Consider the following 16,858-nt stretch of genomic DNA (forward strand, 5'->3'; position numbering starts at 1 on the left):
GGCTCAACCCGCCGGAGCAGGCTCGGCCATGGCGACCACGACCTTGCGCGCGCCCTGGAATGTCGAGCGGCCGTGGGCCACCAGCATGTTGTCGAGCATCAGCACGTCGCCCGCCTGCCAGGGGAAACTCACCTGGCAGCGCTGCAATACGCCGCGCACATGCTCCAGGGCTTCCAGCTCGATGGGTGAACCGTCCCCGTAGAAGACGTTACGTGGCACACCCTCTTCGCCAACGATGGAAATCAGCGTCTCGCGCACTGGCGCAGCGAGATTGGAGATATGAAACAGATGCGCCTGGTTGAACCATACCCACTCCCCGGTCACCGGATGCTGGGCCACGGCCTGGCAGACCTGGCGCGTGGACAGCTCGCCGTCGTCCTTCCATTGGAACTGGATGTGGTTGGCGCGACAGAACTGTTCCACCTGCGAGCGATCTTCGGTGCTGAACGCCTGCTGCCAGGGCAAGTCGAGGCCGTTGCCATAGTTGCGCACGTACATCAGGCGTTTCTCGGCGAAGCGCTGGCGGATCGCCGGATCGAGTTGCTGGTAGACCTTGCGGCTATCGGCGATCGGGGTTTCACCACCCACAGGAGAAGCCTGTACGCAGTGGAACCAGATCTTCATCGGCCAATTGAGCGAATAGGACTGCTCGTTGTGCAGCGGGATGACTTGGTGGGCAGGGTATTCAGTGGAGGTGTATACGCGGTTGTTGAGCTTGGTGCGCGGCGTGGAGGCGTAGTCGTAGGTCAGCAGCTCATGGCCGAAACCGCGGGCAAACTCCTCGAAATCGGCTTCCCCGTTGAAGGCAAAACCGCGGAACAGGATGCCGCCGACACGCGGCAACTCGGCCTCGACTGCCTGCAGGATCTGCGCTCGGCTATCCTGCCAGCGAGCCCCCGTGGCCGGCGCTTCGAGGATGAACGGCAAGGTCTGCTCGTTGCCCGGTACGCCTTCCATGGATTGAACCTGTGCACGCGCCAAACCAGTTTCCATTTGTAGTCCCTCGCCATTCCGATGAGCGTTTTTTTCGAGAGCACAAACTAATACAAACGAGTAACAACAGCAATAGAGAATGATTGTCATTAATGACGATAGTATGACAGCTGGTACGATTCACTTGCCCTGGAGCACACTCTCGCGCTCAGCGATATGGGACATCAGCAGGTAAGCGGACCCCAGCAGGCCTTGCATCGTATCGGCGTAACGACTGCGGTTCAGGTAAAGAAACTGACGGTTCTTCACGGCGAACAGGTTCCGCCATTGAGGGGACTGGCGGAAAGCTGCCGTGCTGGTTTCCGAATCGAGCAGTTCCTCATAGGTGTCGATAATGAAATCACTGTCGAAGTCACCGATTCGCTCCAGGCTGTAGGGCACATTCTGCCGCGCCTCGCGATACGCGGCGACACGCCCCAGGCCGAAATCAGCGATAACGTCATCCATCCCGCCACGCCCGATCAACTGGAAACCATCGGTATAGACTTCCAGCGTGGTAACCGTGATGCGCGAAGGGTCCTTGACGCGCTTCTTGAACTCGCTGACCACCCATTGGTATTCGCGAAGCATCTCTTCATAGCGCTGTTGCTTGCCGACCAGTTCGGCGAGCTCCTTGGCGTAGGTCTTGATATCGCTCTCTCGCGACGGCAACAGAACGACCGGGGCGATCTTGCTGAGCTTGTCCTTGAGGTCGGCGTGATAGGACAGGCCGATGATCAGGTCAGGCTTCAACGCTGCAATGGCTTCAAGATCAGGCGACTGGTGCGAGCCGATGTATTGAATGCCCGTCACATCGAAGCGCTCCTGCGCGCCGCGAAACAGCACATCCGAAAACAGCTTTTTGCGTCCTGTCGAGCCGCAGGGCTTGATACCCAACTCGAGCAACTGGGTGGTCAGGCTGAAATCATGCAAAGACACGATGCAGCGCGGGGAAACGGGCACTTCGACCCGGCCGAAGCTGTTCTCGAACACCTTGGTTTCAGCCGCGCCAGCAGGCATGGACAGCAATGCCAACGACACACACAGCATGCCGAGCAACCCTTGGAATATTCCCTTCACCCTTCCCCGCACGCGCTTGCCTCCAGATAACTTCAATATGAACGTCGCTGTGTTCTCAGCGACTGCGTTGACGCGCCAACAAGACGATCAGATAGGGCGCTCCGATGATCGCGACCACCAGCCCCGCCGGTAGTTGCAAAGGTGGGAAAAGCCCCCGCCCCAGTGTGTCGCCCGCCAGCACCAGCAGCGCCCCCATCAACGCGGATAAAGGCATCAGGGCGCCGTGGCGATCACCCGCCAGCTGGCGCGCCAGGTGCGGTGCCACCAGGCCGACAAAAGTCATGGTGCCGACATTCGCCACCGCTGCCGCCGTCAGCATGACGCTGCAAAGCAACAGGAAAGCCATGACACCCGTCACATTCAGGCCGCGACTGAGGGCGACCTTTTCACCCAGCTGCAACAGGTTCAACTGGCGATGAAAAAACAGCAACGGCGCCCCCGCCAGCAGCAACCAGGCGGCAAGACTATGAACCTGGGCCCAGCCGGCCCGATGCAAGCTGCCGCCCAGCCACATCAAGGCTGACTCGACCTGATCGATATTGCCGTAGGTGATGAGCAGGTCGGCAACCGCACTGAGCATGGCGGTCAGCCCGACGCCGACGAGGATCAGGCGCAGCGGCGAGATGCCCTGGCGCCACGACAGCAACGCGACGAAGAACGCCACGGCCAGCCCGCCGGTCAGTGCCGCCAACGGATACAGCTCCAGCGGCAGCAGCGTGGGCCAGAGCACGATGATCAACAGCATGGTGACGCTGGCGCCCGACTCCACGCCTACCAGGCCCGGCGCCGCCAGGGGATTGCGCGTCAACGATTGCATCAACAGGCCGGCCAGCGACATCGCCGCTCCGGCGAGGATCGCCAACAAGACCCGCGGCAGGCGCAACTCCCAGAGCAGATTGCGCGTCGTCGAGTTGGCCTGGTCAGGGGCTGACAGCGCTTGCCAGGCTTGGGCAACATCCAGCGAGTAGCTGCCGACGGTCAGTGCGTACAAGGCCAACGCAACCAAGGCGAGCAGCAACCCCAGCACCGAAATCAGGTCGATCGGCCGGGCCACCCAGGGCAGCAACGGCAGCATTCTGGGCAGGGTCAACCCCAAGCGCATCATCGGACTTTCCTCAACACCAGTACCACGAAGATCGGCCCGCCGATCAGCGCCGTGACGATCCCGGTATTGAGCTCGAAGGGACGCACCAAAGTCCTGGCGGCGATGTCCGCCAGGATCAGCAGCAGCGCGCCAAGCAAGGGCGCGGCCAGCAGCAACCGACGGTAGTCATCGCCGAACAACAGGCGCGCGGCGTGAGGCACCACCAGCCCGACAAAACCGATCGGCCCCGCCAGGGCCACGGCGCAGCCTGACAGCAGAACCACCGAAGCCAGGCCGAACAGACGCATCTTCAACAGGTTGACGCCCATGCCGGCGGCGGCCTGCGGACCCAGCCGATGCGCGTTCAGCGCGCGGACGTTGACCAGGCAGAGGAACATGCCCAACACGGCATACGGCCAGACCCACGCCTGCATCGAGCCTCCGGTCACCCCGATCGAGCCGGTGAGCCAGCGCCGCAGGCTGTCCAGCCCCTGCTGATCGAGCAACAGTAAAATCGAAGTGATAGCACTGAACAACGCCGCGATCATCGCCCCGGACAACGTCAATCGAATCGGGTTGTGGCCCCTGCCCGCCAGCAGCAGAACACCAACGGCGGCGACCAGGGCGCCGCTGAAAGCAAACAGCGGGATCATCGACAGGTCGTGGCCCGGCATCACCAGCAAGCCGAACACGACGAACAATGCCGCGCCGCTGTTGATGCCGAGAATCCCCGGGTCGGCCAATGGGTTGTCGCCCACCGCCTGCATGATCGCGCCGGCCAGGCCGAGACTCGCGCCCACCAGCATGGCCACCAGCAGGCGTGGCAGGCGGCTGCCACGAATGACGCTTTGGTCGGGACTGTCTGGCGAATAGGCGACCAAGGCCTGCCACGCCTCGTTCCAGGGGATGCTCTTGGCGCCCACCGCCAGATGCAGCAGCGCGGCCAGGGCAATCGCAATCAGCAGGCCCAGCCACACCGGCAAGCGCAAACCGTGGATCACATCGCCTCCCGCACAGCCAGCGGCTGGCTACGGGTGGTTTGCGGGACACATAACGGATCGCCGGAATAAGGGTCGGTAATGATGTGCGCGTCCAGGTCAAAGACCGCCTTGAGGTTTTCCCGAGTGAACACCTCGGCCGGCGCACCCTGGGCCAGCAACCGACCCTCGCGCATCATCACCAGGTGATCGGCGTAACGCGCGGCCTGGTTGAGGTCGTGCAGCACCGCCACGATGGTCTTGCCTTGCTCACGCAGATCCACCAGCAATTCGAGCAGCGTGATCTGGTGCGCGATGTCGAGAAAGGTCGTCGGTTCGTCCAGCAGGATCACCGGAGTGTCCTGGGCCAGGGTCATGGCAATCCAGCAGCGCTGCAACTGCCCGCCCGACAAGGTCGCCAGCGAGCGATCCAGCAAAGGCCCGATACCCGCCAGGTCAATGGCGCGATCAATCGCCTGCTGGTCCTGGTCGGACCATTGGCGCCACCAGCTCTGCCAGGGGAAGCGCCCCTGCATCACCAGCTCCCGCACGCTCATGCCGGCCGGCGACGTGGTGCGCTGGGGTAACAGCGCCATTCGTTGCGCCAATGCGCGACGTGAGTACTGCCCCAACGATTTTCCGCCCAGGTGCACGTCACCCGCGCTCGGCCGCAACATATGCGCCAGTACATTAAGCAGCGTGGTCTTGCCGCAGCCGTTGGCCCCGATCAAAGCGGTGAAGCAACCTTCGGGAATATCCAGGCTGACACCGTTGAGAATCTGTTGCTCGCCATAGCTCAGCCGCACGTTGCTGGCTTTCAGCATGACCGTCCCTCCAACGCCCTAGAGGGCCTGATCGTTTCGTCCATCGTACAGATCCCCCCGGATCATTTCCCCCTGACAACACAGGGAAATACACCAAGGGTCAAAAAAGTGGGGCACAGAATATGTCGAAACCAAAATAATTTCGCTACAAGCCTGACAATATTAATGCAAACCCTTATCATTCACAGTCAGATTATGGCCAGTAGACACTAACCTCGTTCGTCTGCCCGATGCCGCTGGACCGGGACAGCAGGCCTGCGAAGACAAAAACAACCCCAAGGACTTCCTCGATGCTCGTCAGAAAAACAATAGTTGGCACCGAAAAACGTTACGTCTCGCGTCATCCTGCGTTTCACCTGAGCACGCTGGCATTGGCTTTGGGGAGCATTTTTTCAGCACAGGCGATGGCCGCCCAAGAAGAGGCCGCCGACAAGGCCCCTCTTCAACTCGGCGAAATCAATATCAACGCCGCCGCGGTGGAAAACCCGACGGCGCCGCTGGCCGGCAAAGTCGCCTTGCGTAACGGCAGCGCCACCAAATCCAACGCAGCCATCACCGAAACGCCGCAATCGGTTTCCGTGGTGACCGCCGATGAAATGCGTGATCGCAAGTCCGACACTCTGGCGGATGCCCTTAGCTATACCCCGGGTTTCACCAGCCAGCCAAGCAGCTTCAACCGCACCTCCGACCGGTTCCGCATGCGCGGCTTCGACGTCGAATCCGCCACCGGCGGTTCGCTACGCGACGGCATGCGCTTGCAGTACAACTCTTACGACGGTGTGCAGGAACCCTATGGTCTGGAACGCGTGGAGGTCGTGCGCGGCGCGGCTTCGGTGTTGTACGGTCAACTGTCGCCCGGTGGCTTCGTCAACGGCGTGAGCAAACGCCCGACCGAAACCCCACAGCACGAGCTGGGCATGCAATACGGCAACCATGATCGCAAGCAACTGACCGCCGACTTCAGCGGGCCGCTCGGCGACAGCGAAGTCCTCAGCTACCGCTTGACCATGCTCAAGCGCGACAGCGACACCCAGCAGGACTACATCAATGACGACAAGCTCTACATCGCCCCAGCCCTGACCTGGCGCCCCAATGAAGACACGTCGCTGACCCTGCTCTCGTTCTATCAGAAGAGCGACACCCGTTTCTCCGCCCCGCTGCCCTATCAATTGGTCAAGGGCGTGGGTAACGGGCCGGTCACCATCGGCCGCCACGATTTCATCGGCGAGCCCGATTACGACGACATGAATGGCGAGATGTCCGCCATCGGTTATGAGTTCGAACACCGCTTCGATGAGCACACCCGTATCAGCAACAAACTCCGTTACTACGAAGCGGATGTGAAGTGGAAATACATGCAGGCACAGACCAGCACGGCAGCCATCAACGGAGCAGCCAATACCGGCGTCCTTCGTCGTCAGTACAGTGACCGGCGGGAGCGTTCCCGGGCACTGGCCAGCGACACCAACATCGAGACGCGCTGGAACATTGGCGGTATTGAAAACACCTTCCTGGTGGGCGCGGATACCTATGATGCGTCGTATGACTCGCATAATTTCCGCGCCAACTCGACATCGATCAATATCGGTGACTACAACTACGGCCAGCCTGTTGTAGTAGACAAGAGCCGGAACCGTGACCGTGGTTCGCAGATCGATACCTTCCAGACCGGCATCTACCTGCAAGACCAGATCAAGTTCGACGATCACTGGCTGCTGCTGTTGGGCGGTCGCCATGACTGGGCCGATCAGGACCAGGAAGGCTTCGCCACCGGCCAGAAGCTGAGCCAGGACGACGAATCCACTACCTGGCGCGCCGGCCTGGTGTACGAGGCCGACAACGGTCTGGCCCCTTACATCAGCTACAGCGAATCGTTCTTCCCGGTGGCGGTGGCCGATGCACCCGGCCAGACGTTCGAGCCCACCGAAGGCAAGCAGTACGAAATCGGTATCCGCTACCAGCCTCCGGGCAGCAACACACTGTTGAGCGCAGCGGTTTATGAGCTGACCCAGGAAAACGTCGTCAAGCGCGACCTGGCTGGCAACAATCCCCAGCAGATTGGCGAACAGCGCTCCCGTGGCCTGGAGCTGGAAGCCAAGAGCGACGTCACGCCTCAACTGACAGTCATCGCGACGTATGCCTACACCGACTCACGCATCACCAAAAGCGTAGTCCAGAGCGAAGTCGGCCAGCGCAGCGAAGATACGCCTTACCACCAAGCCGCGCTTTGGGCTGACTACAACTTCGCACTCTTCGGCGTACCACAGCTGAAGGTGGGCGGCGGCGCGCGCTACAAAGGCACCACCCAGGCGTCGGGCATCGACTCACAACTGCCTGCCTATACGCTGTTCGACGCAATGGCTAGCTACCAGATCGATAAAAACTGGGACATCGCTCTAAACGCTAACAACGTGACGAACAAAAAGTACGTGTACTGCGAAGCCGCCATCTGCCGCTACGGCGACGAGCGCGAGCTGGTGACCTCCGTTAACTTCCGCTGGTAAAACCCCTGGCTCGGTCGGCGCCGACAAGCGTCGACCGAGTCATTTCGCGCTGAACGAAAACCTTTTCAAGCCCGCTCGAATCCCCTTCATCGCACCCGCCCCCCTGAATCCTCTTTTGACTTGACGCAACAGATGTCGATCGTCATATTACGATCATCATAAGCCAGACAATAACCGGCCAAGAGGGTTGATCCATGGAAACTGGAAGTGCATCAGCGATTGCGCAAGCGCAGCCAGAGACATCGCGTCCAGCCCTGACCGGCCGAATCGTCGCCCTGCTCGCAGGCCTCGCGGCGATCGGCATGCTCTCCACCAACATCATCCTCCCCGCGTTCCCGGTCATTGGCGATGAGTTGGGCGTGACCGCCCGCGAACTGGGCCTGACGCTCTCCAGCTACTTCGTCACCTTTGCCCTGGGCCAGTTGGTGGTCGGGCCTCTGGCCGATCGTTATGGGCGCAAGAAGCTGGTGCTGGGCGGATTGTCAGTGTTCATGGTCGGGACCGTCATCGCCGGGCTCGCCACCACGCTCGATGTCATGATCGCCGGACGCATCGTCCAGGCATTGGGTGTCTGCGCTGCCTCGGTGCTGTCGCGCGCCATCGCTCGGGATCTGTTCGAAGGCGAAACGTTGGCCCGCGCCCTGTCGTTGACGATGGTCGCCACCGCCGCCGCGCCAGGCTTCTCGCCCTTGGTGGGCAGCGTGCTGTCCGTCACGCTCGGGTGGCGCGCGATGTTTATCCTGGTTGGATTGGCGGCAGTCGTACTTGCCTTCTTCTACGTCCGCGACCTCGGTGAAACCCATCCCGCCGATCGCCGGGCGCCGCACTCCACCGGCAGCGTCGTGCGCGCCTACGCAAGGCTGATGGCGGACAAGCGCTTTATCCTACCCGCCCTGTCGATGAGCCTGCTGCTGAGCGGCTTGTTCGCCTCTTTCGCCGCCGCCCCGGCGATCCTGATGAAAGGCATCGGCCTGACGTCAGTGCAAGCCGGCCTGTATTTCGCCTCGACGGTGTTCGTCGTGTTCGCCGCCGGCATGGCGGCCCCGCGCCTGGCGCACCGCCATGGGCCGCGTACCATTGCCTTGCTGGGCATTGCCTGCGCCATGCTCGGCGGCGGCCTGCTCGTGGTCGGGCCGGCTGATCCAGGCCTGGGCTGGTATGCCGTTTCGATGGTGACGTTTCTCTGGGGCATGGGCCTGGCAAACCCGCTGGGCACCGCTATTACCATGGGGCCTTTCGGCAAGGAGGCCGGCATGGCCTCGGCGTTGCTGGGATTCCTGTCCATGGGCGCGGCGGCGCTGACCACCTGGCTGGCCTCCGTATTGAGCTTTTCGCCCATCACCACGCTGGGCGCGATCCAGGCGTTGACCTGCCTGATCGCGCTGCTGCTGTTCTTCCTGCGCCGCTGAGCCGACGTCAGTCTTCCCAGCGACGGAACAGCACGCTGGCGTTGACGCCACCAAAGCCGAACCCATTCGACAGGGCGTGGGTGATCGGCATCTTCCGCGACTTCAGGCCAACCAGATCGAGCCCGCTGGCCGCCTCATCCGGATGAAGCAGATTCAGCGTCGGCGGCACGATCTGGTCACGAAGCGCGAGCACGGTGAAGATGGCTTCGATGCCTCCGGCGGCGCCCAACAGATGCCCGGTGGCGGATTTTGTCGAGGTGATCGCCACACCGGAGTCCACGCCGAACACCGCGCGAATCGCTGCCAGCTCACCCGCGTCGCCAACCTGGGTCGAGGTCGCGTGGGCGTTGATGTGCTGCACCTCGGCGGGGCTGATACCGGCCTGGCGCAAGGCTTGCTCCATGGCGCGGCGAGCACCGTTGCCGTCCTCCGGCCCTGCGGTCAAGTGATAGGCGTCGGCGCTGGTGCCATAACCTACCAGCTCGGCCAGAGGCTTGGCGCCACGTGCCAAGGCGTGTTCCAGCGATTCGATCACCAGCAAACCGGCGCCTTCGGCCATGACAAAACCGTCGCGATCACGATCAAACGGCCGCGAGGCCTCTTGCGGGCGCTCGGCGAACCCGGTGGACAGCGCGCGAGCCGCCGCGAAACAGCCCAGGGTGACGCGGTCTATCGCTGCCTCGGTACCGCCGCAGATGGCAATGTCCGCCTCGCCACTCCTGATCAGCCGGGCCGCATCGCCGATGGCCTGCACACCGGCGGCGCAAGCCGTGACGGGCGCGCCCAGCGGCCCTTTGAACGCATGCCGGATCGACACCTGCCCGGCCGCCATGTTGGCCAGGAAAGCCGGCGCGGTGAACGGCGACAAACGACGCGGGCCACGGTTGTCCGTGGTGCGCACGGCATCGGCAATCGTGGCGAAACCACCCACGCCCGAGGAAATGATCGTGGCGGTCCGCTCCTGATCGATGGCCTCGACGGGATGCCAGCCGGCCTGCTCCAGGGCTTCGTGAGCCGCCACCAGGGCGAACTCGATGAAGCGGTCCATCTTCTTGCGATCCTTGGGCGCGATGAGGCGCTCCGGGTCGTAGCCAGCAATGCCGTCCTCTTCCAGGGTCGGCACCTGCCCACCCACCGCGACGCCGGTGCCGTCGGTGACCTCGGCGGACAGATTGCGAATGCCGGAATGCCCGGCCAGCAACCGCTGCCACACCGCGTCCACGACGCAACCCAGCGGCCCGACCATGCCCACACCGGTGACGACGATTCGTTTCAGACCTTGGTGATTTTTCATGCTGCCCTCTTCATCTCTGGACGGATCTTGAACCAGATGGAATACATCGCCGGCAGGAATACCAGCGTCATAATGGTGCCGACGAACGTGCCACCGATCAGGGTGTAGGCCAGCGTTCCCCAGAACACCGAATGAGTCAGCGGAATGAACGCCAGGATCGCCGCCAGCGCCGTGAGCAGCACCGGCCTGGCTCGCTGCACCGTGGCTTCGATCACCGCGTGAAACGGATCGAGGCCTTCATTGGCGTTGTGATGGATCTGCCCGATCAGGATCAGCGTATTGCGCATCAGGATGCCCGACAGCGCGATCAGCCCGACCAGCGCGTTGATGCCGAACGGCTGATTGAAGATCAGCAGCGTCGGCACCACACCGATCAAGCCCAGCGGCGCGGTAAGGAAGACCATGATCATCGCCGAGACCGAACGCACTTGCAGGATGATGATCAGCAGCGTCATGGCCACCATGATCGGCACCAGCGGCACGATGGCCTTGCCGGCCTTGCCCGACTCCTCGATCGCGCCCGCCTGCTCGATCCGGTAGCCGCTGGGCAATCTGTCGATCACCGGTTGCAGCTGCTTGATGATTGCGCTGGAGACATCCGGAGGTTGCAGGCCTTCGGCGATGTCGCCGCGCACGGTCATGGTCGGCGTGCGATCACGTCGGCGCAGGATCGGGTCCTCCATGCGCACACCGACTTCGCCCACCTGAGACAGCGGAAGCCGCTGGCCCGTAGCGCCCACCAAGGTAAAGCCGTCTATTTTTGCGGGGTCGAGGCGGATATCCCCGGCAGCGCGGCCGACCACCTGCACCGAGCGGATGTCCTCGCGGACCGCCGTGATCGGCACGCCCGTGAGCAAGAACTGCAGTTGCTGGGCGACTGAGCTGGACGTCAGGCCCACCGCCTGCAAGCGGTCCTGGTCGAGGTTGAAATGCAGCGTCGGCACCAGCGGCCCCCAATCGGTGTTGACGGTCCTCATCAGCGGGCTCGCCTGCATGATGCCCTCAACCTGGCTGGCGATCTCGCGCAGTTTCGCCGGATCCGGCCCCATCACCCGATAGGCCACGGGAAACGGCGAATACGGGCCGAACACCAGTTGGGTCACCCGCACCCGCGCCTCTGGTGCAAGGCCTTCGGCAACCGCTTCACGCAGACGGAACTTGAGGGCTTCGCGCGCCTCCTGGCTGTCGGTCAGGACCACGATCTTGGCGAAGGACGGGTCGGGGAGTTCCGGCGCCATCGCCAGGTAGAAACGCGGCGCGCCTTGACCGATATAGGCGGTGACGATCTTCGCCTCTTCCTGCTGTTGCAGCCAGGCTTCGACCTTGGCGGTGGTGGCGCTGGTCTGCTCGATGGAGGTGCCATAAGGCATCTGCACTTCCACCAGTACCTCTGGGCGGTCCGAGGTCGGGAAGAACTGCTTCTTCACCAGGCCCATGCCCAGAATCGCCACGAAGAACGTTGCGATCACCGTCCCGGCCACCCACCACTTGCGGGCGATGACGCGGGTCAGTAGCTGGCGGAAGCGGTTGTAATGGCGGGTGTTGTAGATGGCCGCGTGACCACCCTCGACCTGCTTGATGTCGGGCAGCAGCTTGACACCCAGGTACGGCGTGAACGCCACCGCGACCACCCAGGAAGCGATCAGCGCAATGCCGACGATCCAGAACATGTTGCTGGTGTACTCGCCGGCGGTCGATTGGGCGAAGCCATTGGGCATGAAGCCGATGGCGGTCACCAGGGTGCCGGAAAGCATCGGCGCGGCCGTGTGGCTCCAGGCATAGGCGGAGGCCTTGATCCGGTCGTAGCCCTCCTCCATCTTCACCACCATCATTTCAATGGCAATGATGGCGTCATCCACCAGCAGCCCGAGCGCCAGGATCAGCGACCCCAAGGTAATGCGGTCGAAGTTCTTGCCGGTGGCGGCCATGACCACGAACACCACCGCCAGGGTCAGCGGCACCGCTGCCGCGACCACCACCCCGACGCGCCAGCCCATGCTCAGGAAGCAGACCAGCATTACCACCAGCAGCGCGACGAAGAACTTGACCATGAACTCGCCGACGGCCGAGTCGATGTTTACCGATTGGTCGGTGACCTTGGTCAGCGTCATGCCCAGTGGCATGCCCGCATTGATATTGCTGGTTTCCGCATCCAGCGCTTTGCCCAGGTCGAGGCCGTTCCAGCCCTCGCGCATGATCACGCCCAGCAACAGCGCCTCTTCGCCGCCGTTGCGCACCAGGAATGTGGCCGGGTCTTCGTAGCCGCGCTCGACGGTCGCCACGTCCGACAGCTTCAGCGAGCGACCTTGGACCGCCACCGGTGTATCGCGAATCTTCTGCAACTTGTCGAAAGCGCCGTCCAGACGCAGGAAGACCTGCGGCCCGACGGTTTCGATCGACCCCGCTGGCGTGAGCATGTTCTGGCCGTTGAGGGCGGCAAAGATTTCCTGCGGCGAAACCCCCAGGGTCGCCAACCGATCATGAGAAAAGGACACGAAAATCCGTTCGGCCTGCTCGCCAATGATGTTGACCTTTTTTACGCCCGGCACGTGCAGCAGCCGTTGGCGCAACGCCTCGGCGTCACGCACCAGCAATCGCTGCGGCTCGCCTTTGGCTTTCAGGGCGAACAGCGCAAAGGTCACGTCGGAAAACTCGTCGTTGACCATCGGCCCGATGACGCCGGCCGGCAGCTTGATGGCTTCGTCGGCAAGCTTCTTGCGCGCCTGGTAGAACTCCTCCTGGACCTGGGACGGCGGCGTGCGGTCGACCAGCGACACCATGGTGAACGCGAGCCCCGGGCGCGTATAGGTTTCCGTGCGGTCGTACCACTTCAATTCCTGCAGGCGTTTTTCCAGCGGCTCGGCGACCTGGTCTTGCATCTCCTGGGCCGTCGCCCCTGGCCAGGCGGTGATGACGGTGAGTTGCTTGACGGTGAACGGCGGATCTTCCGCGCGGCCCAGCTGGAAGAACGCCAGGACACCCGCGACAGCAATCAGGAACAACAGGAACACCGTGATCGAGCGCTCGCGAACGGCGAGCGCCGAGAGATTGAAGCTCATGGACGATTCTCCGCAACCTGCACATCGCCCGGTTGAGCCAGCCTCACCTCTTCGCCATCGCGTAGCAGATGGGCGCCAAGCGCGACGATCCGCTCGCCGACGTTCAGCTCGCCCGAGACTTGCGCAGTGTCGTCGCTCAGGCCCAGTAGCTGGACCGGACGCCAGGAAACTTTTGCCGGTTCACCGGCGATCACCCAGACGCCCGCGCCTTTGCCCGAGTCGTGCAGCGCGGCGATCGGCACTTGCAGCGCCTGCCCCAACCGGGTGCCCGGACTGATCCGCAGCGTCACCGTCGAACCCAGCGGGGCATTGGCCAGCGCGCCCTCCAACACATAGCGTGCCTCGAAGGTGCGCGTGACCCGATCGGCGGAATCCGACAGCCACCTGAGCTTGGCGTTAACCGTCGTGGCGGCGTTGCCATAAAGCGTCGCCTGCGCGGTTGCGCCGGGGGCGGGCCGCAGGGTTTCGGGCAACTGCACAGCGGCTTCGCGCTGGCCTGCACGCGCCAGTCGCACGACGATTTGGCCAGGGGTGACGACTTGCCCGGGCTCGGCCAGGGTCTCCATCACCACGCCATCGGCGTCGGCCAGCAGCACGGCATAACCGGAGGCATTGCGCGCTACGTCAGCCTGCGCCTGGGCGGCGCTAAGTTGCGCTTTCGCGGTGTCGGCGGCGGCCTTGATCTGATCGTAGCCCGAGGCGGAAACAGCGCCCGCGGCCACCAGGTCGCGATACCGCGCCTCGTCATCCGCGGTCTGCCTGGCCCGGGCCCGGGCCGCGGCGACGGCCTCCTGCTGCGCGCGTGCCTGCAAGCCGAGGTCGATGGGATCGAGGCGCATGAGTGGCTGGCCCCGCTTGACGGTCTGGCCAGTGTCCACCAGACGTTCGAGCACCTTGCCCGAGACCCGGAAACCCAGATCGCTCTGGACGCGGGCGGTCACCACGCCGGTGAAGGCGCGCGAGGTATCGGACGCCGCCGATACCTCGGACACCCGCACCAACGGCGCCAGCGTGCGCGGATCCTTGGGGGTGGAGGACTCACTGCACGCCGTCAGAACGAGCGGCAACAAGCAAGCGGCAATGGTGACAGGTCGGCGCCGGAGCATAGGGTCCCTTACTTGAACGCTAGGATGGAAGGCGCATTCTCAATGCTTGTGACTATTTCTGTCAATCGTCACAAAAACTCCAGTTGATAAGACGCTTTCCGTTTGAGTACTGAACCTACTGACTTCAATGATGGGATGAAAACCGTTGCCAACAAGATGATTTGACTTTAAGTGACCAATAATTACTATGGTCACAACTAATCTCCACTCAAGGAAATACGATGCCTCCCCTGCGCCCCATTGCTCTTCTGATGAGTGCCAGCCTCATGGCAGGTTGCGCGGTCGGCCCGGATTACCAAACGTGCCGCTGCGCCGCTTTCGAGCCGGTACCTGGGCCAGCCTGCGGTCGAACAGCGCTCCACGGCCGCACCGACCCTGCTGGTCAACTGGTGGGAAGGCTTCGCTGATCCCACCCTCACCGCCTTCATCCAACAAGCCCTGGAACAGAACCTGGACCTGGCGCAGGCGTCGGCGCGCGTCACCCAGGCACGGGCTGGCCTGGGCGCGGCCAACGCCGCTTTGCTGCCCTCGGGCAACATCAGTGGCCAGGCCGCGCGCTCATACCAATCGGTCGAGACCCCGCTCGGCCAGGTGCTGGACTCGACGCCCGGCTACGACCGATACGGAAACTTCTACGAGCTCAACCTCGGTGCCAGCTGGGAGATAGACGCCTTCGGCGGCCTGCGCCGCGGGCGCGAGGCGGCGTTGGCCGAATACCAGGCGTCTGAGGCCGGTGCCGTCGCCACGCGCCTGGCCGTTGCCGCGCAGGTCGCCGACGTCTACATCACCGTGCGGGGTTTACAGACCCGGCTGGACATCGCGAACCGCCAGGTCAGGACGCAGCAGGACCTGCTGGAAAAAGTCCAACTGCTCTACAGCAAAGGCCTGGCCGCCAGCTATCAGGTCCGCCAGACCGAGGGACAATTGTCAGGGGTGCAGGCCACCGTGCCGGTCTTGCAAGCCGGGTTGGACGCGGCCATGAATGCGCTGGATGTGATGCTCGGCACGCCACCTGGCACCCATCGCCCGCAATTGGCTCAGGTGGGCGATATTCCTCTCGCCCCACCGATGGCGACGACAGGAACCCCTGCGGACCTGCTTCGACGTCGACCTGACCTCATCGTCGCCGAGCGCCGCCTGGCGGCCTCCAACGCACGCATCGGCGAGGCCGTCGCCGAGTATTATCCGAAGTTCTCCCTCAGCGCCTTGCTCGGCAGTGCCACGGCGGTTTCCGGCGGCAATCTTTTCAGCGGCGGGGCCAGCCAGTCGGCGGGTGTGCTGGGGCTGCGCTGGAGGCTCTTCGATTTCGCCCGCATCAACGCGCAGATCGAACGGGCCAAGGGCCAGGAAGCCGAAGCACTGGCGGCTTATCGCCAGTCGGTGTTGCGCGCCACCGAGGAGGTTGAAAACGCCCTCAGCGCCCTGGTGAACCGCGAAGCCCAGGCGACGACTCTTGCTCAAGGGGAAACGTCGCTGACCCAGGCTCGTCAATCGACATTTGTCGCCTACCGCAAAGGTACGGCCAGCCTGATCGATGTGCTCAATGCCGACGAGACGCTGCTGCGCACGTCCGACACCCGAGCGCAGGCGCGAACGGAATCGGCACGGGCGGCAGTCGCGGCCTTCCGGGCGCTCGGCCGTGGCTGGCAACCGCCTGGGGAAGCGCCCATGGCAACCCGGTGACCACTCCTTGAAAGGGTCACCCATTGGCGGTATCAGGTAAGACTATTCATGAGGAGTTCACCACCCCCGTGGCGAGGGAGCTTGCTCCCGCTGGGCTGCGCAGCAGCCCTTTTTATGTGTAGCTCAGGGCATAAGACTGCGCAGGATCAGGTTGGAAGTGAGCGTGGGCGCTTCCTCGACAAAATCGAGGTTGTACTGCAGCAGCAACGGATTGACGAACGGCCGCAGCGCCAGGTGAATGGCTTCGACGGTTTCGTCCAGCGGCGTCTTGCGCTCAAACTCGCCGAGCTCACGACCTTCCCGGACGATCTGCAGCACGAAGCTCTTGATCTGCTCGTTGTAGATTTGTGAACTGGGCCAGCGCTCCGAGGCCGAGAACGCGGCGATGTCGTAGAGCTTGCGCTCATTGAAGAACAGGTCCACGCCCGTCGCGATCACGGTCTTGACCAGCCGGCGAAAACGCTCCGTCGCCGACAGCCCTTCTTCCTGGATGGCGTCTTCGACGGCCGCAACGATTTTCGACAGGCAATTGGCGCAGATAGCCTCGCCGATCGCCTGCTTGGAATCGAAGAATTTGTAGATGTACGCCTTGGAAAAACCGATGGCCTTGGCCAGGTCGGACACCGTGGTCTTGCCATAACCGTACTGGCTGAAGTGTTCATTGGCGGCCGCGACAATCTGATCGCGAATATCGTGATCGACGGGGCCGCGCGCGCTGGGTGATGCAGAGGATGGCTGGTTCATGGAGGCAGCTTACGCACCCGAAAGGTCGCTGACAACTCATGACCTATCCGGAATAGAGTCACAAAAGCCCCCCTTTGAAGCTAATGCTGTTCACTTAAGGCATTCGGGGAACCGTGGCGAGG

General features: G+C 63.0%; 11 protein-coding genes and 1 pseudogene. 3 read left to right on the forward strand and 9 right to left on the reverse strand.

Going from position 1 to position 16,858, the window contains the following annotated elements:
- Positions 1-3: 3 nt before the first annotated feature.
- The 5 genes from PSH78_RS14655 to PSH78_RS14675 all read right to left on the reverse strand — a co-directional run bounded on the left by PSH78_RS14655 (position 4) and on the right by PSH78_RS14675 (position 4,937).
- Entirely contained in the window at positions 4-957 is a 954-nt protein-coding gene (locus PSH78_RS14655) for a TauD/TfdA family dioxygenase (protein WP_370871125.1), read from the reverse strand.
- Between the two features lie 156 nt (positions 958-1,113).
- Positions 1,114-2,052 (reverse strand): ABC transporter substrate-binding protein, encoded by a 939-nt coding sequence (locus tag PSH78_RS14660; RefSeq protein ID WP_305494996.1) that lies wholly within the window; start codon positions 2,050-2,052, stop codon positions 1,114-1,116.
- Positions 2,053-2,107: 55 nt separating this feature from the next.
- Positions 2,108-3,157, reverse strand: a complete 1,050-nt coding sequence (locus PSH78_RS14665) for an iron ABC transporter permease (protein ID WP_305494997.1) — start codon at positions 3,155-3,157, stop codon at positions 2,108-2,110.
- Positions 3,154-4,137 carry an iron ABC transporter permease gene (locus tag PSH78_RS14670; RefSeq protein WP_305494999.1) on the reverse strand — a complete coding sequence of 328 codons (984 nt, stop codon included), beginning with the start codon at positions 4,135-4,137 and terminating at the stop codon, positions 3,154-3,156. Before PSH78_RS14670 ends, PSH78_RS14665 begins: the two co-directional genes overlap by 4 nt.
- On the reverse strand, positions 4,134-4,937 hold the full coding sequence (locus PSH78_RS14675) for an ABC transporter ATP-binding protein (protein WP_305495001.1): 804 nt from the start codon (positions 4,935-4,937) through the stop codon (positions 4,134-4,136). The genes PSH78_RS14670 and PSH78_RS14675 overlap by 4 nt, the downstream gene beginning before the upstream one ends.
- A 290-nt stretch (positions 4,938-5,227) precedes the next feature.
- On the opposite strand from PSH78_RS14675, the gene PSH78_RS14680 reads away from it, so the two are divergent.
- Both PSH78_RS14680 and PSH78_RS14685 read left to right on the forward strand, forming a co-directional pair.
- Positions 5,228-7,441 carry a TonB-dependent siderophore receptor gene (locus tag PSH78_RS14680; RefSeq protein ID WP_305495002.1) on the forward strand — a complete coding sequence of 738 codons (2,214 nt, stop codon included), beginning with the start codon at positions 5,228-5,230 and terminating at the stop codon, positions 7,439-7,441.
- A 194-nt stretch (positions 7,442-7,635) separates the two neighbouring features.
- Positions 7,636-8,850, forward strand: coding sequence for a multidrug effflux MFS transporter (locus tag PSH78_RS14685; RefSeq protein WP_305495003.1), 1,215 nt, complete (start codon positions 7,636-7,638; stop codon positions 8,848-8,850).
- Between the two features lie 7 nt (positions 8,851-8,857).
- Here PSH78_RS14685 and fabF read toward each other — a convergent pair whose 3' ends face one another.
- The 3 genes from fabF to PSH78_RS14700 are packed head-to-tail and all read right to left on the reverse strand — an operon-like array spanning position 8,858 to position 14,309.
- On the reverse strand, positions 8,858-10,144 hold the full coding sequence (fabF, locus tag PSH78_RS14690) for a beta-ketoacyl-ACP synthase II (protein WP_305495005.1): 1,287 nt from the start codon (positions 10,142-10,144) through the stop codon (positions 8,858-8,860).
- A complete protein-coding gene (locus PSH78_RS14695; protein ID WP_305495007.1) occupies positions 10,141-13,203 on the reverse strand; it encodes an efflux RND transporter permease subunit in 3,063 nt (1,020 codons plus the stop codon). Before PSH78_RS14695 ends, fabF begins: the two co-directional genes overlap by 4 nt.
- Positions 13,200-14,309 (reverse strand): efflux RND transporter periplasmic adaptor subunit, encoded by a 1,110-nt coding sequence (locus PSH78_RS14700; protein WP_305495010.1) that lies wholly within the window; start codon positions 14,307-14,309, stop codon positions 13,200-13,202. Before PSH78_RS14700 ends, PSH78_RS14695 begins: the two co-directional genes overlap by 4 nt.
- 221 nt (positions 14,310-14,530) lie before the next feature.
- Here PSH78_RS14700 and PSH78_RS14705 point away from each other — a divergent pair.
- Positions 14,531-15,992 (forward strand): annotated as a pseudogene (locus PSH78_RS14705) (efflux transporter outer membrane subunit).
- Positions 15,993-16,115: 123 nt separating this feature from the next.
- Here the strand turns inward: PSH78_RS14705 and PSH78_RS14710 are convergent.
- The gene (locus PSH78_RS14710; RefSeq protein ID WP_305495012.1) at positions 16,116-16,736 is read right to left on the reverse strand and encodes a TetR/AcrR family transcriptional regulator; all 621 of its coding nucleotides are present in this window, start codon (positions 16,734-16,736) and stop codon (positions 16,116-16,118) included.
- Positions 16,737-16,858: the final 122 nt, after the last annotated feature.

The organism is Pseudomonas sp. FP198 (genome assembly GCF_030687895.1).
Classification (GTDB): domain Bacteria; phylum Pseudomonadota; class Gammaproteobacteria; order Pseudomonadales; family Pseudomonadaceae; genus Aquipseudomonas.